The sequence below is a fragment of the Marinobacter confluentis genome (assembly GCF_004785685.1).
GTDB classification, from domain to species: Bacteria; Pseudomonadota; Gammaproteobacteria; order Pseudomonadales; family Oleiphilaceae; genus Marinobacter; species Marinobacter confluentis.
In genome coordinates, this window is the sequence record NZ_SRPF01000003.1 from 372,320 (window position 1) to 391,950 (window position 19,631).

The 19,631-nt window shown below is 58.0% G+C and carries 19 protein-coding genes; 7 read left to right on the plus strand and 12 right to left on the minus strand.

The window, feature by feature from the left end; genetic code table 11:
* Positions 1-128: 128 nt before the first annotated feature.
* On the plus strand, positions 129-587 hold the full coding sequence (locus E5Q11_RS12210) for a L,D-transpeptidase family protein (RefSeq protein ID WP_225315046.1): 459 nt from the start codon (positions 129-131) through the stop codon (positions 585-587).
* A 203-nt stretch (positions 588-790) separates the two neighbouring features.
* Complete coding sequence (locus E5Q11_RS12215) at positions 791-1,072, plus strand: Lpp/OprI family alanine-zipper lipoprotein (RefSeq protein WP_135803700.1); 282 nt, start codon at positions 791-793, stop codon at positions 1,070-1,072.
* Positions 1,073-1,115: 43 nt separating this feature from the next.
* Here the strand turns inward: E5Q11_RS12215 and E5Q11_RS12220 are convergent, their stop codons facing one another.
* From E5Q11_RS12220 to E5Q11_RS12245, 6 genes are all read right to left on the minus strand, one after another.
* Positions 1,116-1,886 (minus strand): slipin family protein, encoded by a 771-nt coding sequence (locus E5Q11_RS12220; RefSeq protein WP_135803701.1) that lies wholly within the window; start codon positions 1,884-1,886, stop codon positions 1,116-1,118.
* Entirely contained in the window at positions 1,883-3,349 is a 1,467-nt protein-coding gene (locus E5Q11_RS12225; RefSeq protein ID WP_135803702.1) for an NfeD family protein, read from the minus strand. The genes E5Q11_RS12220 and E5Q11_RS12225 overlap by 4 nt, the downstream gene beginning before the upstream one ends.
* A gap of 122 nt (positions 3,350-3,471) precedes the next feature.
* Positions 3,472-4,542 carry a L,D-transpeptidase family protein gene (locus E5Q11_RS12230; protein WP_225315030.1) on the minus strand — a complete coding sequence of 357 codons (1,071 nt, stop codon included), beginning with the start codon at positions 4,540-4,542 and terminating at the stop codon, positions 3,472-3,474.
* A 56-nt stretch (positions 4,543-4,598) separates the two neighbouring features.
* Complete coding sequence (locus E5Q11_RS12235; protein WP_135803703.1) at positions 4,599-5,996, minus strand: DHA2 family efflux MFS transporter permease subunit; 1,398 nt, start codon at positions 5,994-5,996, stop codon at positions 4,599-4,601.
* Between the two features lie 42 nt (positions 5,997-6,038).
* Positions 6,039-6,464, minus strand: coding sequence for a MarR family transcriptional regulator (locus tag E5Q11_RS12240; protein WP_135803704.1), 426 nt, complete (start codon positions 6,462-6,464; stop codon positions 6,039-6,041).
* Between the two features lie 99 nt (positions 6,465-6,563).
* The gene (locus tag E5Q11_RS12245) at positions 6,564-7,874 is read right to left on the minus strand and encodes an MFS transporter (protein WP_135803705.1); all 1,311 of its coding nucleotides are present in this window, start codon (positions 7,872-7,874) and stop codon (positions 6,564-6,566) included.
* Positions 7,875-8,206: 332 nt separating this feature from the next.
* Between E5Q11_RS12245 and E5Q11_RS12250 the strand changes: the two genes are divergently transcribed.
* Together E5Q11_RS12250 and E5Q11_RS12255 are read left to right on the plus strand one after the other, a co-directional pair.
* Positions 8,207-9,112, plus strand: coding sequence for a WYL domain-containing protein (locus E5Q11_RS12250; RefSeq protein WP_135803706.1), 906 nt, complete (start codon positions 8,207-8,209; stop codon positions 9,110-9,112).
* An 8-nt stretch (positions 9,113-9,120) separates the two neighbouring features.
* Positions 9,121-10,896, plus strand: a complete 1,776-nt coding sequence (locus E5Q11_RS12255) for an ExeM/NucH family extracellular endonuclease (RefSeq protein ID WP_225315031.1) — start codon at positions 9,121-9,123, stop codon at positions 10,894-10,896.
* A 24-nt stretch (positions 10,897-10,920) separates the two neighbouring features.
* Here the strand turns inward: E5Q11_RS12255 and queE are convergent, their stop codons facing one another.
* Together queE and queC are read right to left on the minus strand one after the other, a co-directional pair.
* On the minus strand, positions 10,921-11,577 hold the full coding sequence (queE, locus tag E5Q11_RS12260) for a 7-carboxy-7-deazaguanine synthase (protein ID WP_135803707.1): 657 nt from the start codon (positions 11,575-11,577) through the stop codon (positions 10,921-10,923).
* Positions 11,577-12,242, minus strand: a complete 666-nt coding sequence (gene queC / locus E5Q11_RS12265; RefSeq protein ID WP_135803708.1) for a 7-cyano-7-deazaguanine synthase QueC — start codon at positions 12,240-12,242, stop codon at positions 11,577-11,579. Before queC ends, queE begins: the two co-directional genes overlap by 1 nt.
* 151 nt (positions 12,243-12,393) lie before the next feature.
* Between queC and E5Q11_RS12270 the strand changes: the two genes are divergently transcribed.
* Both E5Q11_RS12270 and E5Q11_RS12275 read left to right on the plus strand, forming a co-directional pair.
* Complete coding sequence (locus tag E5Q11_RS12270) at positions 12,394-12,915, plus strand: 3'-5' exonuclease (protein ID WP_135803709.1); 522 nt, start codon at positions 12,394-12,396, stop codon at positions 12,913-12,915.
* 266 nt (positions 12,916-13,181) lie between these two features.
* Complete coding sequence (locus E5Q11_RS12275) at positions 13,182-13,454, plus strand: hypothetical protein (RefSeq protein WP_135803710.1); 273 nt, start codon at positions 13,182-13,184, stop codon at positions 13,452-13,454.
* A 31-nt stretch (positions 13,455-13,485) separates the two neighbouring features.
* Here the strand turns inward: E5Q11_RS12275 and E5Q11_RS12280 are convergent, their stop codons facing one another.
* From E5Q11_RS12280 to E5Q11_RS12290, 3 genes are read right to left on the minus strand one after another with little or no spacing between them, the layout of a single operon-like run.
* Positions 13,486-13,899: a response regulator gene (locus tag E5Q11_RS12280; RefSeq protein WP_135803711.1), complete on the minus strand. Its 414-nt coding sequence runs from the start codon at positions 13,897-13,899 to the stop codon at positions 13,486-13,488.
* A gap of 55 nt (positions 13,900-13,954) precedes the next feature.
* Entirely contained in the window at positions 13,955-14,524 is a 570-nt protein-coding gene (locus tag E5Q11_RS12285) for a hypothetical protein (protein WP_225315032.1), read from the minus strand.
* Positions 14,517-18,071 (minus strand): 7TM diverse intracellular signaling domain-containing protein, encoded by a 3,555-nt coding sequence (locus tag E5Q11_RS12290; protein ID WP_135803712.1) that lies wholly within the window; start codon positions 18,069-18,071, stop codon positions 14,517-14,519. Before E5Q11_RS12290 ends, E5Q11_RS12285 begins: the two co-directional genes overlap by 8 nt.
* A 96-nt stretch (positions 18,072-18,167) precedes the next feature.
* On the opposite strand from E5Q11_RS12290, the gene E5Q11_RS12295 reads away from it, so the two are divergent.
* A complete protein-coding gene (locus E5Q11_RS12295; RefSeq protein WP_135803713.1) occupies positions 18,168-19,169 on the plus strand; it encodes a hypothetical protein in 1,002 nt (333 codons plus the stop codon).
* Here the strand turns inward: E5Q11_RS12295 and E5Q11_RS12300 are convergent.
* A complete protein-coding gene (locus E5Q11_RS12300) occupies positions 19,163-19,420 on the minus strand; it encodes a hypothetical protein (RefSeq protein ID WP_135803714.1) in 258 nt (85 codons plus the stop codon). The two genes, E5Q11_RS12295 and E5Q11_RS12300, sit on opposite strands and share 7 nt — an antisense overlap.
* Between the last annotated feature and the right edge of the window lie 211 nt (positions 19,421-19,631).

Sequence of the window (19,631 nt, forward strand, 5' to 3'; positions counted from 1 at the left end):
CAATGAACACTTACAGCGTCACAACCTGCAGATTCTGCTTACCGGGCCGGTGGAAAACGCTGTGGGTCACTTTTGTGCTGCTGCTGATATGTTCCGGCAGCCGTTCTGCGGTTGCCACGGAACTGGCCATGCTGCAATCGCTGACGCCGGAGGAAACCACTGCTGAAGTGAGCGAGGTCGTGGTCAGGAAAAACGAAAGACGTATGTTCCTGATGGCCGGCGACGAGGTGCTGCGCAGCTACCGGATCGGGTTGGGCGACAACCCCTCAGGTCACAAGCTGTACGAAGGCGACGAGCGGACCCCGGAAGGGGAATACACCCTTGACTGGCGCAACGCCAACAGTGATTTTTACAAGTCGATTCATATTTCCTATCCGAATGAGAAAGACCGGGAACTGGCCTCTGCCTGGGGACTCAACCCTGGCGGCAGCATCATGATTCACGGCCTGCCCAATGACGCCGAAGGTATGGAGTTCGCCTATCTTGGGCTGGACTGGACCGATGGATGCATTGCCGTCAGCAACCAGGAAATGGACGAAATCTGGGCGCTGGTCTCCGACGGAACGCCTATCCGTATTTTACCCTGAGCTTTCAGTTCCATTAAGTTGTTGTCATGTGACACGCAATTTTACGTATCCTTAGTTAACATTTTCGCTCAGAGTGTTTTACACTGTTTCACGACTCCGGTGGCTGTTCGCTGTCGGACCCGTGTCGACAGTACGTCTGTATTACCGATGTAACACGGACTTCTGAAAGCAGGAAATAAGACGACCAATAAGGGGAATACCGAATGCGCAAGATTACACTCGCAGGGTTTGCAATGGCTATCGCACTGACCGCAGGTTGTGCGTCAACTGATCAGGGCGCCATTGAAGACGCAAACTCAACTGCAATGTCAGCAGAGCAGACCGCTGATAACGCACTGAATACCGCAAACAGCGCTTCCAGCGCAGCTCGCTCTGCCCAGCAGACAGCTGACGAAGCTCTGGCCAAGGCTGAGGCCGCTATGAAAGCTGCCAACGAAGCCAACGAGCGCGCCAAGCGTATGCTCGAGCGTGCCAGCCAGAAGTAAGGCTGAGCATTGCAACGAAAAGGCCGGCATCTGCCGGCCTTTTTTATTCCTTATCCGGTTTTGGCTTTCCCATGAATGTCGACATCATCTCGATTGGCAGCGGGAAAACGATGGTCGATGAATTGCTGCTACTCATATCCGCCAGCGTCTGCATATAGCGCAGTTGCATGGCGCCTGGATTTGTCGACATAACGTCAGCTGCTTCCACCAGTTTTTTCGATGCCTGCAGCTCGCCCTCAGCGTGAATCACCTTGGCCCGGCGCTCCCGTTCCGCCTCCGCCTGGCGCGCAATTGCCCGTATCATCGATTCATTCAGGTCAACATGCTTGATTTCCACGTTAGCGACCTTGATACCCCACTCTTCGGTCTGGGCATCAATGATTTCCTGAATGTCTGAATTAAGCTTATCCCGCTCTGACAGCATTTCATCCAGATCGTGTTTACCCAGCACCGAGCGCAGGGTTGTCTGGGCCAACTGACTGGTTGCCGAACCGAAGTCTTCGACACGGATGATAGCCCGCTCCGGGTCGACCACCCGGAAATACAGCACCGCATTTACCCGAACCGTCACGTTATCCCTGGAGATCACGTCCTGGCTGGGTACATCCAGGGTAATCACCCGTAGATCCACCCGCACAATCTGTTGAATACCGGGAATCACGACAATCAGGCCGGGACCTTTCACCCCCTGGAACCGGCCCAGGAAGAACACCACACCACGTTCATATTCGGGCAGAATCTTGATGGCTGCGCCCAGAATGAGCAGCAGAACCACCGCTGGGACAATATAGGGAATCAGTTCACCTGGGTTCATAGTGCCTCCTGTCTGGATTTGGCCCTGGTTACAAACACTGTAAGCCCCTTTACGGCGCTTACTTCGAGTTGATCGCCCATATCCACTGGCAGGTCGCTGACGGCATTCCAGCGTTCACCACTGAAGCGAACATGGCCGCGGTAGCGGTCTCCCTCTGGCTGGAAGCTGTCCAGCGCCGTCACCGGCTCATGGGCACTGTTTTCCATGCCACTGACCGGCGGGCGCCGACGCAGACCTACAAAGCGTATCACCGTCCAGAGGATGAACCCGGCAGCCACAACCGCCGTGCCACCAATGGTCGGCAGAGAAATATCCTGGTGGCTGCCGTCCATCAGAATGATCGAGCCGGTGACGAACGCCACGATGCCGCCAATACCCAGAATGCCAAAACTTGGCATGAAGGCCTCGCCGACAATAAAGCCCAGGCCAAGGAGTATCAGCGCCAGGCCGGCGTAGTTCACGGAAAGCACCTGAAAAGCAAACAGGGCAAGCACAAGACAGATGGCGCCAATGACCCCGGGGAAGATTGACCCCGGGTTCGCCAGCTCGAACACAATGCCGTAAAAACCGATGATCATCAGAAAATAGGCGACGTTGGGGTCTGTAATCACTGAAAGCAGTTTGGTGCGCCAGTCCGGGTCGCTCCGCTGCAGCTCAATGTTTTCGGTGTTCAGGGTACGTTCGCCGCCGGCCATCACCACGGTACGTCCGTTAATCTGGGTCATCAGCTCGGGCAGGCTGGCCGCGACGACATCCACCACATTCGATGCCAATGCATCGTCAGCGTTCAGGTTCACCGCCTCGCGAACCGCTTCCTCGGCCCAGTCGGCATTGCGCCCGTGGCGCTCAGCCAGGCCACGGATGTAACTCACCGCGTCCTCCAGCACCTTGCGCTCCATGGCGGTACCGCCCCGGCGTTTTTCGGCATCTTCCCCGGAATCTGGTGCGGCCTGGCTCTGATCACCATCGGTTTGCCCGGGCTGCGAATCGTCCATACCGGGTGCACTCCCCACCTGCACCGGCGTGGCCGAGCCCAGTTGAGTCGCTGGTGCCATGGCCGCAACGTGGCTGCCGTAAAGCATATAGGTACCGGCGCTTGCGGCCCTGGCCCCAGCCGGGGTCACCCAGGTCACTACCGGCACCTCTGACGCCAGCATTTTCTTGATAATGCTCCGCATGGACTCCATCAGACCGCCCGGCGTGTCCAGGCGGACCACCACCAGTTCTGCGCCTTCGGCCTCAGCCTGCTCGATGCCACGAACCAGATAATCCATGGTGGCAGGGCCGATGGCGCCGTTGACGGTCAACACCAGGCCGGCGGGAACATCCTCTTGCTGGGCCTGGGCGCCCTGGTTGAGAGTACCGAGGAAAAGCGTCAACCCGGCAAGGGCAAGAATCAGCCAGAGAACAAGACGCCTCGCGCGTCTGGCCTGAGCTGGCAGGGTGGTGTGATGAAAGGGCATGAATCCTCCCGGCGCGGTTTCCGGTTCCATCCCTGAATCATAGTGGACGGATAAACCAATTACCGCATGTCCGGGAAGACAGTCAAAAACGCGGGAAGTTTCAAGGCTCCCTCAGCGAGCGGTCAGAACCACAACTGCTGGGGGATGCCTTTGCCATCAGGGGTGCTGCGGCCGGGGCTGGCATTTTCATCGGCGACCCGGGTCAGTTGCTCGCCGATCATTCGGGGCAGGCCATCGGCCAGATCCACCGCTTCTTCAATCGCACTGCGCTGTACTTCCACTGCGGGGCGCTGTTCACGGAAGATTTCAACCTTGGCCAAGACTGCCTGCCACAATTCCTCTCGGTCTTCCGCGCTGTAGTCTTCTTCCGGGCGATGAACCTCCAGCCAGACTTCATTGCCACGCATGCCGATCTTCACCGGCTCGCGGATTACCCTGACCGACGTGCCCTTACTGACTTCATAAACGAATCTGGAAATATCTTCGTTATACATCCGGAAGCAGCCGTGACTGACCTGCATGCCAACACCAAAGAGTTTGTTGGTACCGTGAATCAGATACCCACGCTCACTGAGCATCAGTGCATGGGTTCCCAGGGGGTTGCCAGGGCCGGGGGGGATCATCCGCGGCAGATACTCGCCCATGGCTTCGTATTCCGCACGAATGCTTGCAGGTGGGTACCAGGCAGGTGACTCCAGAGCCATGGTCACCTCGGCGTCTGTCAGTGGCGAGGGATTGTCCTCGGTGCCCACACCAACCGGGTAAACCTGTACCCCGCCATCGCTGAAATAGTACAGCCGGTACTCAGCCAGGTTGATCACGATGCCCTTGCGTTCAACGTCGGGCAGCACGTATCGACGGGGTACGGTGATGGCCGTGCCTTCCCCCGGTAGCCAGGGGTCTACATCCGGGTTGGCTTTCACCAGTTCCAGGTAGCCCAGGCTGTTCTGGTTGCCGATGGCGGCAAACGTATCCTCGAATTCAGTGGTCATGACTCCCAGCCGGCCGGCAAGATCGCCTTCAATAGGGAACTTTGGCACGGGAGGGTTCTGCCTGGTTTCCTGTTCTGGCTGACCTATTTCCTCACCCGCAGCCTGGGGCTGAGAGTCTTTCCCAGGCTCAGCCAGCAGCAGCGCCGGAGCCAGCATCAGAAAGCCTGCCACTGACCACGCGATCAAGCATTTACTCGACATACATCCGTTCCAGATACTTCGTCAGGTTATATGATACCGGTCTGCTTACCGGAGGCCTAGGCCCGCATCTTCCAGACCGGGATAGCCGCAATGGCCACAAAGCCTGCCACCAGCCACCAGGCCGAGTGAAAGGCGCCAATGGTGGGTACGCCGCCACTGTGTTCTCCAAATTCTATGGTGAGTGCGACCATATTGACACCAAAAGCGCCGCCAAGTTGCCGGGTAAAGTTAATCGTGCTTGAACCGGCGCCAAGTTCATGGGCCTCCAGCGGGTTCAGTGCCCCGGTCGACAAGGCTGGCAGCATAAAGCCAAGGCCTATCCGGCCGAATACCGTCCAAAGTGCCAGCCAGCCAAACGCCAGGGTGACATCAGACACTGCAAACAGGGTGGCGGACAATGCGAACATTCCGATACCAAACAATACCAGGCTGCGCGCGCTGCGTTTATCCGCCAGCCGGCCCGCAATCGGAAAGGTCATACCCAGAACCAGACCTGCCGGTAACATCAGCAACCCGGCTTCGGTGGCAGAAAAATCCAGAGCCGTCTGCACAAACAGGGGCACGAGATAGGTCGAGCCAAACAGCGCCAGCCCCAGAGCGGCAGCGCCAAGATTGGCGAACAGGAAGCTGCGCCGTCGGAACAGGCCAACGTTCAGTAACGGGTGTGGGGTGCGGCGCTCACGGCGCACAAACAGGGTCAACAGCGACAGCGCGATCATTCCCTCTGCAATCACCCACACACCATCGGCAATGCCATGCTGAAGACGGTTCAGGGCGTCCAGGCTGAGGCTAATGGTCAGGCCCAGAAGAACCAGCCCCGGCAGATCAAACCGGTAGGGTTCAGGACGGGAGGGCGGTAGTGGCAGAAAACGCCAGGCCATGAAGACGCCCAGCAGAGTCACCGGTACCGGCGCGAACATCACGTAACGCCAGTCGAGCTCATCGACCAGAAAGCCCCCAAGTACAGGGCCCAGGGCAGGGGCAAGGATTACCCCCATGCCGTAGATTCCCATGGCCTGCCCCCGACGATCACGAGGGAAGATCCGGAACACCAGATACATGCCCATGGGCTGCATCAGCCCGGCCAGTGCGCCCTGGGCAACCCGCGCCAGAATCAGCAGTTCAGGGCTATTGGCAAATCCGCCAAGCACGGACACCACGCTGAACAGCGCCATCGCCGTACCCAGGGTTTTACGAAGGCCGAAATGGTCCAGCAGCCAACTGCTTGTCAGCATGGTGGTGGTCATGGCGGCAATAAAACCGGTAGCCAGCCAGTGCACCTGGCCCTGACTGATTCCGAACTCGGTCATGATGTCGTGAAGTGCCACGTTGACCACGGTCGCGCTGAGCACCGTCGCCATGGTGCCCAGCATTACTGTGGCAACCGCCAGCCAGCGCCAGCGCTCACCGTATCGGGCCCGCAGGCCCTCTACCGTATTGTCTTTCGCGCTCATGGGCAGGCGATGTCCGGGCCGAGGGTGGAATTTGGAAGTGGTTTACCGCTGTTTTTCGGCGTTATCCAGAATTCTGTGAAAAATCTTGATAGCGTCGGCCATGGCCTCGTCACTGATGCCTTCCAGCATTTCTTCACGCAGCTGTGCGGCACGCTCATTGAGCACGTTCATGAACGAGGTCCCTGCTGCCGTAAGATGCAAACGGCGGGCGCGACGGTCATTGGGGCAAGGACGGCGCTCAATCAGGTTCTGCTGTTCAAGACTGTCAAGCAGCCGCACCAGAGTCGGATTCTCAATGGCCATCAGTCGTGCCAGCTCACGCTGGGTCAGCCCCTCGCCGCCCTGCTGCAGGTACACCATGGTGGTCCACCGGGCCTGTGTGACACCCAGGTCTTTCAGGCGCTCGTCCAGCAGCTTGCGCCAGCGCCGGGTCACCCTGGCAACCGCAAAGGGAAATTCATCTCTCATACGTGAAACTCCAATAAAGAAAGTCACTAATAGTAAGCTAATCATTCCCAGAAAAACAGATTCGATTCCGGAAACAAAGCCGTGATAACCGAGAGAAAATCAGCTGGAAGCGCGCTCTGACTCCGGGTTCTGATCGGAATCCCGGGCGGAGGAAGGCTGAGGAACCTCATGGGATTCATGAAACTCCTCATTTCGTGGGTCGATCTCGGCGAGGGCGGCAGAACTCTCTGGCATCGCAGGAACAAAGTGCTCCTGATCCGCCACGGCAATGTCTACGGTGCTGGCGATCCGGTAACGGGTTGCCACAACCAGCAGAAGCAGAAAGCCGGAGCTTCCGATAAACAGGCCTTCAGGCCCTACAATGGCCACCATCTGTGCCATCACAACCGGGCCGATGACGCTACCGATACCATAACTGAGCAGCAGAGTTGCACTGGCGGCGACAATACGATTGCTTTCCATGCGGTCGTTGGTGATAGCCACTGCAATGGGGTACAGGGTAGCCGACAGCCCGGTGAACAGCGCGACCAGCAAGGTCAGCAGCCACAGCCTCTCGGCTCCGAAAAAGACCACAAGTCCCGACGCTATGGCTGCCGTTGTAGCCACCCAGGACATCACCCTGCGACGATCAAATCGATCACACAGGCGGCCGAGAGGCCAGGCAAGAACCATGGCAGCGATAATCGCACTGGCCATAAACGTGGATACCCTACTGACTTCCAGCCCGACAAGCGTGGCGTAGACCGGGCCCAGGGTGTAGAAGGAGCCGATCAGTACGCCGCAGATCAGAGCGCCGGACACCCCGGTAAATGATTCCCGTGCAAGGGTGAAGACGGATAGGCGCTCAATCACACCGATTTCCGGCGCCTCCATGCGGGTCAGGGCCAGCGGGATCAGGGCAACGGTCAGCAGTACCGCCGCCAGTGAGAATGGAATGAAAGACGATGGCTCACCCACATTGATCAACAACTGCCCGCCCGCGACCGATGAGTAAAAAACAATCTGATAAATCGCAAACAGGGTGCCGCGATTACTGTTGGTGGCACGACTGCTGAACCAGCTTTCAATCACCACCAGCACACTGGCGGCACTGAAGCCGGATAGGCCTCGCAATAACGCCCAGAATGGCTCCGAAACGGCCATGGGGTACAACAGGGAACAGACGGCCGCCATGGCGGCAAACGCGGCGAAGGTACGGATATGGCCGACCCGGCTGATGATACGATGAACGTAAAGCGTGCCCAGCACGAAACCGACGGAATAGCACACCAGAATCCAGCCAATGATGTCTGGCGACACGGATTCAATACTCAGGCGTACGCCCAGCAAGGTCATCAGAAACGCATTGCCGCTGACCAGCAGCACAATGCTGAGAAGTAGGGCAGAAAGCGACGTGACCATACGGGTCATCAGGCGGGCTCCGGAGCTAATTGGCTGTCAGAATTGTCATAAACATAAAGGCAGCGCCGGACGCTGGCCAAACCCGAAATTAAAGCATCAAGGCCAGGCATCCGCCACGTCACCGTGATACGCATTTGCCGAAACTTGAGCTTTTGTGCGTTGGTTAAAAGTTGGCTGATCAGAGTTCTGGATTTAACTTCTTTTTACATTAAGCTGACGTAACAGACCCTTGGGAAGATCGGGGGTAATATAGAGCACTGGACTGCAACCATAATAAACGCAGGTCTTTAAAATGATGTAAGTCATTTAGTGCAACTCACGCTAACCACGAGCGTTTGGCTATGAAAAAAACGGACTGGCCCATTCGCTGGGATCTTTTGCTCCGCTACCGGCTGATAGAAATCATTGCCTTGTGGGAAGGACGACTCACCACAAATCATATCTGCCATAGCTTTGGCATCGGACGCCAGCAAGCTTCTAAAGACATTAACACTTACCTCAGGGAACTGGCACCGGGAAATCTGGTGTACGACCGGCATCTGAAAGGCTATGTGCCTTCTGATAACTTCAAACCCCAGGTTACCACCGGACAGGTATCGGAATACCAGGACCTGCTCGCCCGGCAGGACAGCCTCAGCAACACTTTTGAATCTCTCGATCTGAGTGGTTCAGAGAGCACCATACTCCGGGGACCACAGCGTATTATCCGGCCTGAAGTCATGCGAGCGGTGGTTGCAGCGACCCGCCAGACCAGGTTACTGAAAGCCGAATACGCCTCCCTGAGCCCGGCCCGTACCCAACAACAGACTCTGGAGCCCCACACCCTGGTGTGCGTTGGAAACAGCTGGCACCTGAGGGCCTGGTGCGACAAGAATCGTGAGTTCCGGGACTTTTCACTCAGCCGTTTTCGTGGCACACCCGCTGTGATGCGCCAGAAAAGCCGCAATACCCAGCAGCAGGATGACGACTGGAACCGTCACATCACCATTGTGCTGATGCCTGACAGCCGCCTGAACGCCGACCAGCAGGAAATCATCGCTGCTGATTATGGAATGCAGGACCACCGAATGGAACTCAGCACTCGGGCAGCGCTGGCGCCCTATCTGCTATCCCGCATGGGGCTGGGGCTGGATCATCAGCACCCGGACCCGATGACACAACAGATCGAGCTTGTTAACGAAGAACAGCTAGGCATTGGCGAATCCGCTCGGGAACGGTCGATCAAGGCCGTCGCCGGGCTGAGCTAGCAATCACGGTGCCTCACGGCCTGCTCACCTGGGTCCTGGCCAGCTTGCTGGTGACCCTTTCAGGCACTGCGTTTGCCCGCTGTGGCGCCGATGCCCTGCAGCCGTCCGACGTGCAGGGCACCGGCCAGTCATCACCCCTGGTCGGCCAAACCGTCACGGTGGAAGGCGTTATCACCCAGGATTCCCGTCATCCCGGAGGCTGGCGCGGATTTTACCTGCAGCAGACCGATGCCCGCACTGACCATAACCCGCAAACCTCCGATGCCCTGTTTATCTATACCGACCGGCCTGGCGGGGCAGTCGGCTCGCAGGTCCGGGTTACTGGCCAGGTCAAGGAATACCATGGCCTCACGGAACTTACCCGGGTATCCGATCTGACCGTTTGCGGCGCTGGCAAACTTCCGGTGGCCACACCGGTACAACTGCCCTGGCCGGATCAGCAACCACCGGAACACCTTGAAAACATGAGGGTGACCCTGGCCGAACCACTGACCCTGATCGGACATTATTCCTTCGCCCGCTATGGCGAGTTGATTCTCGCACACAGCTCCCAGACCGTGCCCACTGAGCTTCTGGCGCCCGGCCCCGAGGCCGCCGCGATGGGCCGTAAACAACTACTGAACCGCCTCTATCTCGATGACGGCCAGAGCATCCGCAACCCCAGGCCCCTGCCCTGGCCAGCACCCCGACTGGCGAACGGCGTCCCCTTTCGTGCCGGAGACGCCCTTGGCGCCTTGACCGGCATTCTGGATTTCCGGTTTGGCCACTGGCGTCTGCAGCCCGACCAGAGCCCTGAAATCATTCTGCGAAACCCCCGACCGGATCCGCCACCCAGATCAGATAACACAACCCTGAGGATCGTGACTCTCAATCTGGGGAACTACTTCAACGGCGATGGCAGTGGTGCTGGTTTTGAAGCCAGCCGCGGTGCCCGCAGCAGCGCGCAGCTGGCAACCCAGACTTCCAGGCTGAGAGCAGGCCTGCATGCGCTGGAACCGGACGTGATAGCCGCAGTGGAACTGGAAAACGATGATTACAGCGACACCAGCGCCATTGCCGACCTGGCCGCCGCACTTGGCCCCGAATGGCAATTTGTGGCAACGCCCGGAATCACTGGTACCGATGCCATCCGGACTGACCTGTTTTACCGCGCCGACAGGGTCAGACCCTTGGGGGAGCCCCAGCGATTGACCGATGGACGCTATGGATATCGCGGCCGTCCGCCAGTCGCGCAGGTTTTCCAGCCCATTGCCGGGTCGAACCCCGCCACCGTGAGAATTATCGTACCGCATCTGAAATCAAAGGCTTGCGGCGGCGCCGAGGGCGCCGACAAGGACCAGAACGATGGCCAGGGCTGTTACGCCAGGCGTCGGACTGACAACGCCCGGGCGCTGGCAATCTGGCTGGAATCACTGCCCGAACCAGAGAACGGTACCAACGCATTCGCCGGTAACCTGATCACCGGCGACCTGAACAGCTATGCCCGGGAATGGCCGATACAACAATTGGAAAACGCAGGCCTGATCAATCTTGTCCGCGCGCATCAGGCCTGCACCCCCGACAACTGCCCCGAGACAACTTACCGCTATCAGGGCCGTCAGGGCAGCCTGGATTACGCCATGGGCTCCGAGGCACTGCTGAAACACCTGGTGAGCGCGGGGGCCTGGGCCATCAATGCCGCTGAGTTCCCCGCCATTGGCTATCAGGGCCCCATCCAGTTACCCGCCGGTGTTCCCTGGCGATCTTCGGACCACAATCCTCTCTATATCGATCTGGCGCTTTGATTGGAACGAAAACTGAAACCGGAGCTAGTCTATGCCAATGATTTTGTGCATCTGCAGGGTCAGGCGCCAGCGGGGATTGGCCAGACAATAGTCTGTAGCTTTGCGGGTGTTGCTCTGCTTGACCGGGTCGCTGTCGCCCTCAACCAGCGTTGGGGAGGCCATGGGCGACAGGAAGAAGTGCCTCGCATTCATGTCAGTGAAACGCTCCGGCATCGCCAGCGGTTGCGGGTACACCAGTTTTAGCTCATCGCACTGATCAATCACCACGGGCGCATCGGCTTTGGGGCTGACGCAGAGCCAGTCAATACCGGGGGGCGCCGGCAAAGTGCCGTTGGTTTCAACGCCCACCTCAAAGCCTGAGTCGTGAAAGGCATCGATGAGCGCTTTATCCAGTTGCAGCAAAGGCTCTCCGCCGGTGCATACCACGTAGGGCGCGCCGGGCTGGTCTGGCCACAGATTTCTGATATGCGCCGCCAGCAGGGCCGCCGTTTCGAAGCGGCCGCCGTTCTGGCCATCGGTACCAACGAAATCCGTATCGCAGAAATCGCAGACCGAGCCGGCCCGGTCCTTCTCACGCCCGGTCCAGAGGTTGCACTTGCTGAAGCGGCAGAACACCGCCGCCCGCCCGGCCTGGGCCCCTTCGCCCTGCAGGGTATAGAAAGCTTCCTTTACCCGATACATCAGGCTTCTTCCTCGTAGGGTACCGGGTCTGTCACACCGTTGGTGGCGAAGGCCTCAAGCCGCTCCACGCAGGAACCACAGCGCCCACAGGCCCTTTCCCGGCCGTTGTAGCAGGTCCAGGTCTGGCTGTAATCCAGGCCCAGCCTCAGGCCCTCTGACAGAATATTGCCCTTATCCGACCCCATGAAAGGGGCCTCGATGGCCACCGGCTGGTAATTGGCAACGCGACAGACGGCGTCCATCTTCTCCACAAACTCCGGACGGCAGTCCGGGTAGATGGCGTGGTCACCGCCGTGGGCGCCGTACCAGACGGCGTCGGCCTCTGCGGTCACGGCATAACCCGTAGCCAGGGAGAGCAGGATCATATTGCGGTTGGGCACCACCGTGGCTTTCATACTGTCTTCTTCATAGTGGCCTTCCGGTACCGCCAGTTCCGATGTTAACGCGGAGCCCGCCATCACAGCACCCAGCGAGCGGATATCGACCACCTTGTGGGGCACAGACAGCGCCTTGCAGACCTGCCGTGCGCAGTCCAGTTCGCGCACATGGCGCTGGCCATAATCGAAGGACAGGGCATGCACGTTCAGGCCCTGTGCCAGGGCACGGTGTAGCAGGGTAAAGGAATCCATACCCCCCGAGTAAATCACGACTACAGTTCTGTTCATTATTCGTTCCGGTTATTGCGCATCGTCGGGGCTGCTGAGCCGCTGGTATCATCCGTGGACATATTGTAACAGTGCAATGTCAGGATGGGTTCGCGTCTGGTCAACCGGGCAGTTAAACTCTGTTAACGGCACATCAACCTATAATGACAAAATGACTCGCATTTCCTACCCAGCCTTTATCGATTTCGAGGCCTCGAGCCTGGATCTGATCGCCAGCTACCCGATCGAGGTGGGTATCTGCATGCCCGATGGCAAGCTGCACAGCTGGCTGATTCAGCCCCATGTGCTCTGGCTGGACTGGTCGGAAAGCGCCGAGGAAGTTCACGGTATCTCCCGCGAGACTCTGGTGACAGAAGGCACGCCGATCTCCGAGGTGGTGTCTGCCCTGAATGAACTGCTGACCGGCCAGGTGTTCTGCGATGCCTGGACCTTCGACAGCTTCTGGCTTCACCGCCTGTTCAAAACTGCCAATGTCCGCCCGCGGTTCCAGTTGGAATCCATCTCGACACTGCTGGACTCGGAACAGATTCTTCACTGGTCAGACTTCCGCCAACAGGTCATCGGCAGGCTGGGCCTGCCCGTTCACCGCGCCGCCAACGATGCCATGATCCTTCACAAAACCTGGGAGGAGATTATGGGGCTGGACACCCGGGCGTATTTGTCAAAGCAGTAGATATACCCCCTTGCAAAGATTCCGCCAGTCCATACACTGAGAGTGAAGTCTGAATTCTACCGGGAACAACCCTGATGACGTCTACCAAAATCCATCTTCTGATCATGCCTTCGAACAGCGCCTTTGCCCGGGTGTCTGTGGAGGCACTGGTGATGACTGGCTGACAGTTCCTGATTAATCCCGGGGGCTGATTCAGCGGCCGGGAATGCTTCTCCGAAGACCCCGGCCGCTCAGGCGCCGGGGTTTTCTTTTACAAGGAGAAGATCATGAAGAACACCACGAAAAAACATTCGGTCAAGCATCCGCCGGGAAGCGGTTCGGCACCGATTCGCTGCCCGTCAAAACGCCCGCTGCTGGACGCCATCTGCAAGAAATTCAATCAGCGGGTCGATCTGAACGATGAACAACGAGTGCTGGGACTGTACGAGCGTGGCTGGATCCTGAACGGTGTACTGGCCACCATGAGCGATGCCGAGGCCCGCTATGTCCGGGCGCTGGCTACCCGATACAACTCCTGGATTGCCCGTCAGGTCGCCTGACAACGACAGAAAATGAGCAAGGGCCTGAACCTCAGTGTTTGCGGTTCAGGCCCTTGATCATATCGTTTTCGCCACCGTGAACCATCACATAGTTGTTGACCACGTCGTGAATCTTTTCCTGTGAGTAGGGTTTGACCACGTAGCCATTCGCACCGGCGCTTATCGCCTTCTGGATACTTTCGATGGAGTCATCTGCAGTCACCAGTACGACGTGCTGTTCCGGCCTCGCGGCCTTGAATTCTTCCATCAACTCGTGACCGTTGGCGTCAGGTAGGCCCAGGTCAAGCAGGATGACCTGGAACAGACTTTCAGCGAAGGCCGTGCGCGCGCTGCCCGCGTCAGCATGAGCCAGCACATGGGTGGCGCCGGCGTTGTAGAGCATGTCGACCAGCCGTTCCTGCATGACTGGCTCATCTTCAACCACCAGAATATTCATCTCACTCATAAAACTGACTCCATTGATTTTACTGCCCTCAAACCGGCTCCTGGTGCTTTGGACCTCAGCCCTGATACTTGTCGCCTTCACGGTCACCGCGCCTGGGGATCGCCAGCGGCTCGTTCGGCGGGGCGTCCGATTCGGCAGGCCCGGTGCTGTCAAAACTCTGTTCCGTTGATGGAATCGACAGGACCGTCTCATCTGAACGTGTGAGGATATTACTGATACTGACCGCTGTCGTGTAGAGCGAAATGGCAATAATCAGTAACACCGGCTGCACAAAGGCAATGAACCCGGGCAATTCGCTGCTGCCGGTGATGCTCAGCATCAGAATAATGGCGGGGCCCAGAACCACGAACATGGTCAGGGCAATGAAAAAGACAATCCGCTCCTTGTGTCGGCCAAGGTCACGGTTGGTCACCAGCCCCAGCACAAATTTGCCAATGGCCAGACCAGCCAGAATCGCGGCCGCGATGCTCAGGTCGGCGCGCATCAGCGTCTCGTAGAGCTCGCCATCCCACAACCTTTGCATGCTGATGACCAGAAACGGAAAGAAAACAAACAGAATATCGGCGTAGGTGCCGTACATCATGCTCAGTGACTGTTGCTCGCGCTGGGTTGGCTGTTTACTCATCACTCGGGGTTCCTGTGGTTGAATCCTGCAAAGCCTGGTCGATCATCACGTTCAGAGGTTCCAGTTCGGCGAGAACCTGCGCCCAATCCGGGGAATCCATTTTCAGGCTGGCTTCGAGTTTCCCTGCCTGGCGTGTCATCTCCGGGTAGCCCATGGCCCCGGCGGTGCCCTTGATCTGATGGGCTTCGAATTTCAGGGTATCGCGGTTCCGTTCGGCACCGGCGCGGCTCATGGCAGCTTTCCGCGCGCCCAGTCCATCCAGAAACTGCGCCACCAGATGGGCCATTTCGTTGTCCTTGAGATCCGCCCCCCGTTCTTCCGGTTGCCCGCCATCCGCCGGCAGATACCGTCTCAGGGTCGCCAGCAAGTGATCTCGGTCAATAGGCTTGTTCAGCACTCCGTCGCAACCGGCCGCCAGAAGATCGTCGTTCTCGGACTGATCACCGGCTGTGAATGCCACCACCGGGCGCCGGAAACCGGCCTGACGCAAGAGCCGGGTGGCCTCAACACCGTCCAGCTCCGGCATGTAGCGGTCCATCAGCACCAACTGAACAGAGTCGGACAGCGACTTTCGCACGGCCTCATCACCACTGGCCACGGTGATCACCAACAGCCCGAGGCTCTGAAGCATCCGCTCTACCAGGCGGCTGTTGTCTTCATTATCCTCGGCTACCAGTACCGTTCCGCTGAACCGGCTGCCGCCGCCGGCCTGGGGCTGGTCGTCGGGCTGAACCGGAAGGTAGCGGGCAAGGACTTCAAAAAAGCGCTGTTTATCAATGGGCTTGGCCAGATGGTCGTTACAGCCCGCCAGCCGATAGTCGGCGATGTCCTCGCCCATCACATTCGCGGTCAGTGCGATCACCGGAGTATTGATGCCCGCCTCCCTTATGGCGACGGTCGCATCCCGCCCATTCATCACGGGCATCTGGATGTCCATCAGGATCAGATCAAAAGGCTCTTTCAGGGCTGTTTCCAGGGCCTCGGCGCCGTTGTTCACGTGCACGATCTCAGCGCCGGTGCGGGCCACCAGCAGCGACACCAGCCGCCAGTTTACGTCGTTGTCTTCTGCACACAGAATGCGGCCGGACAGCCGCGGTGCCAGCACCATGGGAATCTGGCGCCGGCGCTGGGACAACTCCGACGCATCGCGAAGAAAATGCACCGAATCTACTGGCCCGGTATCAATCGACACCTCGAATTCGCTGCCCTCGCCGTAGGTACTGGTGACGGTAATCTCACCACCCAGAAGCTCCGCCAGCCGCCTGGAAATATTCAGCCCCAGGCCGGTGCCCCCGTATTGCCGTGCGATAGCCGGGCTGGCCTGGGCGAACGGATCGAACAGCCGGCTGAGTTGCTCCGGCTTCATCCCGATGCCGGTATCCACTACCCGGCCGATCAGCTTCCGGCTTGCCCTGTCAAACCTTACATTCAGGGAAATAGACCCTTTTTCCGTGAATTTGAGAGCATTTCCACACAGATTTATGATGATCTGCCTTAACCGCGTGGGATCCGTGGCAATCATTTCGGGCAATGGAAACTCGCAGACCACGTTGAAGTCCAGGCCCTTTTCCCGGGCCCGAGGTGCGAAAAACCCGCGGACTTCATCCAGCAATTCCGGCAGGTTGACCGGGATGATGTCCACGTCCAGCCGGTTGGCATCAATTTTTGAATGATCGAGAATGTCATTCACCAGATCCAGCAGGTGGCGGCCACTTCGCACCACGGTTTCCGCACTGCTGCGCTTTTCCTGCTCCGTCAGGTCCGGATCAAGGAGCGTTTCACCGTAGCCGATGATGGCCGCCAGCGGGGTCCGGATTTCATGGCTCATGTTGGCCAGGAACTGGCTCTTGGCTTCAGCGGAGTTACGGGCCAGTTCCTTTTCCAGCCGTTCCTGTTCCCTCTCACGCTCAATTCGCTGGCGCTGATGGCGCTCGGTGGCGTCAATACAGGTGCCTTCCAGGTGGGCGGGCTCGCCCTCGGTGTCGTAAACCGTGTGCAGGGAAATGGTGGCCCAGCGCTCATCGCCCTGACGGTTGATATAACGCGCCTCAATCCCCTTGACCGTGCCAGTGGCCTGAAGTTGGTCGATGACCCAGCGACGAACCCGCTCATCGGCGAAGCAGGTCTCCAGCACGTCCGGGTTGTGTTTCAGCAGTTCCCGGCTGCTGTTGTAGCCGATCAACTGGGCCATCGCCGGGTTCGCCGTGACAAACCGCCGCTGCAGCGACATCTGGAACACGCCTTCGATGGCATTGTCGAACAGCGACTGATAGCGGCGCAGGTTAGCCAGCGCCCGCTGGCTCCAGTTGAGCGCCTCGCCCTGAACCTGTTTGATGCGGTCCGCCAGGGCGAATGAGAACAGCACGATCTGCAGGGTCAGCCCGAACTGGGGAGCATAGGAGGTGTACATGTTCAGCGGCAGATAACCGATAACGGTCAGCGCGTAGATGCCGAAACCCACCAGTGCCAGAGTCCACGCAAAGAAATAGGCCCGGGCGGCAGGGTTGTAGTAACGCCAGGACAGGTAGCTGACCACAATCATGATCACACTGAGCAGAATGGACGCCAGTACAATCCATTCCATGGCCGTGTGGTAGGGCAGGAAGAACGACAGCACAAAGGTGGCCACAATGGAATAAAGGCACACCAGGATGACCTTATCCAGATCCGCCGAGCGTTCTCGTGTTTCCAGCAGTGACCGGGCCATCAACAGGCCCCAGAACCAGGTCATGATGATGGTGAAGTGCAGGTTCTCCTTGTTCAGAATGTCGGGCCGCTCATCAAAAAGTTGCACCACGTGAACCTGCTCGGTGGCAATGAAGATCACTGCAGACACCAGATAGAGCACGTAGTAGACGTTGCTGCGCTCGCGCACTGACACCGCCACAAACAGGTTGTAGGCCAGAATGGCCAGTACACTGCCCAGCAGGATCCCCCGTACCGCCTCGTCCACTGACACCTTCTGGATATAGGCATCGGGGTGCCAGAGACTGATGGGCAGGCGGAAGGTATTGGTGTTGGTGATGCGCATGTAGACGCGGGTGGTGGCCCCGGCCGCGGGTTTCAGGCGGAACGTGGGGTTGGGTACCGCCAGGTCACGCTCGGACCAGTCGCCCTCATACCCGGCGCGGCGCTGATCGATGATCTCGCCGTTGCGAACCAGGTAAAGCGTGACATCGTCGACCAGGGGCAGGGCCAGCTCCAGGATGTAGGTCTGACTGCCGATGTTTTCATCGACGTCCAGGTCAAAGCGAGTCCAGTAGGCGGACTGGGTGTAGCCGAAATTCAGAACCCCACCGGTGTGGCGGGTGAATTGTGTTGCCTCGCTGTCGCTGGCAGCCATAACGTCAGCAATTCCGAGGGTTTGCTCAGGATCTTCCAGGTACCAGATGCAGCTCCCCAGATCGAGAACCCGGGTTGTTCCCTGCTTGATGACAATATTCCCGTCCTGACAGTTTTCCTGAGCTGAGGCGGTGGCAGGCAGTAAAAAGGCCAGCGCCGCAATAATCAGGAAAAACCAGGCCCGGGAGACTTCCCGTTGCTGCAAAATGTGATCTCCGCGAGGGCAGATGCTGCTTTTATGCTTTATTGTCGTGCCACTTTAGCCGTTAACACCCGATTTCGCATCTCAGGACCTTCGTAAATGAGACACCTCCGACACACTGCCCTGCTAACCATCACAACATTTTTTATTATCGGTTGTGGGCCAGACTCACCTTCGGACTCGAAAAGACTCAATCCTGCCGCCTCGGTTTCAACAAGCTTTGAAAGTTTCACCGTCGAAGATCATGGCGGTATGCCGTTTCTATCCAGAACCATTTTTTTTGATTTCTATCAGGGACTCGAAGCTGCGGAGGGAGAAGATGACAAGGGGCTCGCTTCACAGTTGCGGACCCGCCTCAATGTCCTTATGGGCCTCACCCAGAGTGATGAAGACCCCACAACCTACGTGGCCGCAAGAAATCCATTCGACCTGCTTCACTATCTGATTAACACAGATCAAATCGCTACCTTCAACGATGGTAAGCGCTTGATGCGTGACAGTCTGGAAAGTGGCAGTCCCGAGAATTACAACACACCAGCAAACAACGCAATCATCCGCTTCACGGAACTGGCAGGTGAAGATGGTTCAGGCCCGGGGCCCGACCAGGTATGGATTTATCCTCTACTGGACTGGAAAACCAACTTTTCGCAGCTTGAGCCTCGCACAAGCGTAGTCTTCCGGTCCGCACAGTTTATTGCACGCCCTCCTGAAGAGGACGACGAGAACCCTGCCGAAATCCAGAGCGCGTTCTGGAGCGGGCGTTTCGATGGCGACAATTTTTCAGCAACCGGCTACAACAGACCGAACGCTTCCAACTTCAACGCAACGGGCAGAAACTTCGGTAACGTGGATTTTTTCAAGATACTGACAGGCTCCGAATATGACACCTTGTTCCTGAACGAAACATCCGGGATTACTATCGAAGGAGAGGAGCCCGTATTCATCTGCGCCCAGATTGATTACAGCCGCGATGAGGTAAGAGTGGCCTACATTACTGACCCGGAGGCAGATACACGCGGCACCAATGCTGACCCCAGTCAATGCCCAAATGTTGGCTCAACCTTTACCTACTCATCGGAGCCAGTGACGCAACGTCAGTGAGCAGCCAGATCCTGCAGGTCCCAGTTTTTGAGAAAACCACGCTTGCGGTCGATCATGCGCTCATAGGCTGAGATCATGATGGCGGCGTGGGGGGCGCGGGTAAGGCGCAGGGTTTCGATTCGACGCTCCAGGCGCTCGACTTCGCTGCTGATCTGCTGACGTACATGGGACCGGACGCTGTCGTGCTGGTCCAGTCTCACGGAGCGGTTGTCTTTCGGAGGGGCTGCTGCAGAAAGGCTGTTCTTGTTCATGATCGTTCTCTTCCATTGAGTCTGTTGATCAAATCTGGAAACGGCAGATCCGTCCCTTTTGCCGCTTATTTTGCAGATAGTGCCCAACTGTCGGACAAACTGCAATAAAAATGAATAAGGTTTCACCTTTTCGCGGTGACAAAGACCGGCCATTTAACTCGAAGACGCTTCATTGGCTGCTATAGTTCCATCAGTACAGTCATTTGTTGAT

Excerpts from the sequence above, each read along its gene's own strand:
- E5Q11_RS12210 (WP_225315046.1), top strand. The coding sequence starts at position 129 with ATGCTGCAATCGCTGACGCCGGAGGAAACCACTGCTGAAGTGAGCGAG.
- E5Q11_RS12215 (WP_135803700.1), top strand. The coding sequence starts at position 791 with ATGCGCAAGATTACACTCGCAGGGTTTGCAATGGCTATCGCACTGACC.
- E5Q11_RS12220 (WP_135803701.1), bottom strand. The coding sequence starts at position 1,886 with ATGAACCCAGGTGAACTGATTCCCTATATTGTCCCAGCGGTGGTTCTG.
- E5Q11_RS12225 (WP_135803702.1), bottom strand. The coding sequence starts at position 3,349 with ATGCCCTTTCATCACACCACCCTGCCAGCTCAGGCCAGACGCGCGAGG.
- E5Q11_RS12230 (WP_225315030.1), bottom strand. The coding sequence starts at position 4,542 with ATGTCGAGTAAATGCTTGATCGCGTGGTCAGTGGCAGGCTTTCTGATG.
- E5Q11_RS12235 (WP_135803703.1), bottom strand. The coding sequence starts at position 5,996 with ATGAGCGCGAAAGACAATACGGTAGAGGGCCTGCGGGCCCGATACGGT.
- E5Q11_RS12240 (WP_135803704.1), bottom strand. The coding sequence starts at position 6,464 with ATGAGAGATGAATTTCCCTTTGCGGTTGCCAGGGTGACCCGGCGCTGG.
- E5Q11_RS12245 (WP_135803705.1), bottom strand. The coding sequence starts at position 7,874 with ATGACCCGTATGGTCACGTCGCTTTCTGCCCTACTTCTCAGCATTGTG.
- E5Q11_RS12250 (WP_135803706.1), top strand. The coding sequence starts at position 8,207 with ATGAAAAAAACGGACTGGCCCATTCGCTGGGATCTTTTGCTCCGCTAC.
- queE (WP_135803707.1), bottom strand. The coding sequence starts at position 11,577 with ATGTATCGGGTAAAGGAAGCTTTCTATACCCTGCAGGGCGAAGGGGCC.
- queC (WP_135803708.1), bottom strand. The coding sequence starts at position 12,242 with ATGAACAGAACTGTAGTCGTGATTTACTCGGGGGGTATGGATTCCTTT.
- E5Q11_RS12270 (WP_135803709.1), top strand. The coding sequence starts at position 12,394 with ATGACTCGCATTTCCTACCCAGCCTTTATCGATTTCGAGGCCTCGAGC.
- E5Q11_RS12275 (WP_135803710.1), top strand. The coding sequence starts at position 13,182 with ATGAAGAACACCACGAAAAAACATTCGGTCAAGCATCCGCCGGGAAGC.
- E5Q11_RS12280 (WP_135803711.1), bottom strand. The coding sequence starts at position 13,899 with ATGAGTGAGATGAATATTCTGGTGGTTGAAGATGAGCCAGTCATGCAG.
- E5Q11_RS12285 (WP_225315032.1), bottom strand. The coding sequence starts at position 14,524 with ATGAGTAAACAGCCAACCCAGCGCGAGCAACAGTCACTGAGCATGATG.
- E5Q11_RS12295 (WP_135803713.1), top strand. The coding sequence starts at position 18,168 with ATGAGACACCTCCGACACACTGCCCTGCTAACCATCACAACATTTTTT.
- E5Q11_RS12300 (WP_135803714.1), bottom strand. The coding sequence starts at position 19,420 with ATGAACAAGAACAGCCTTTCTGCAGCAGCCCCTCCGAAAGACAACCGC.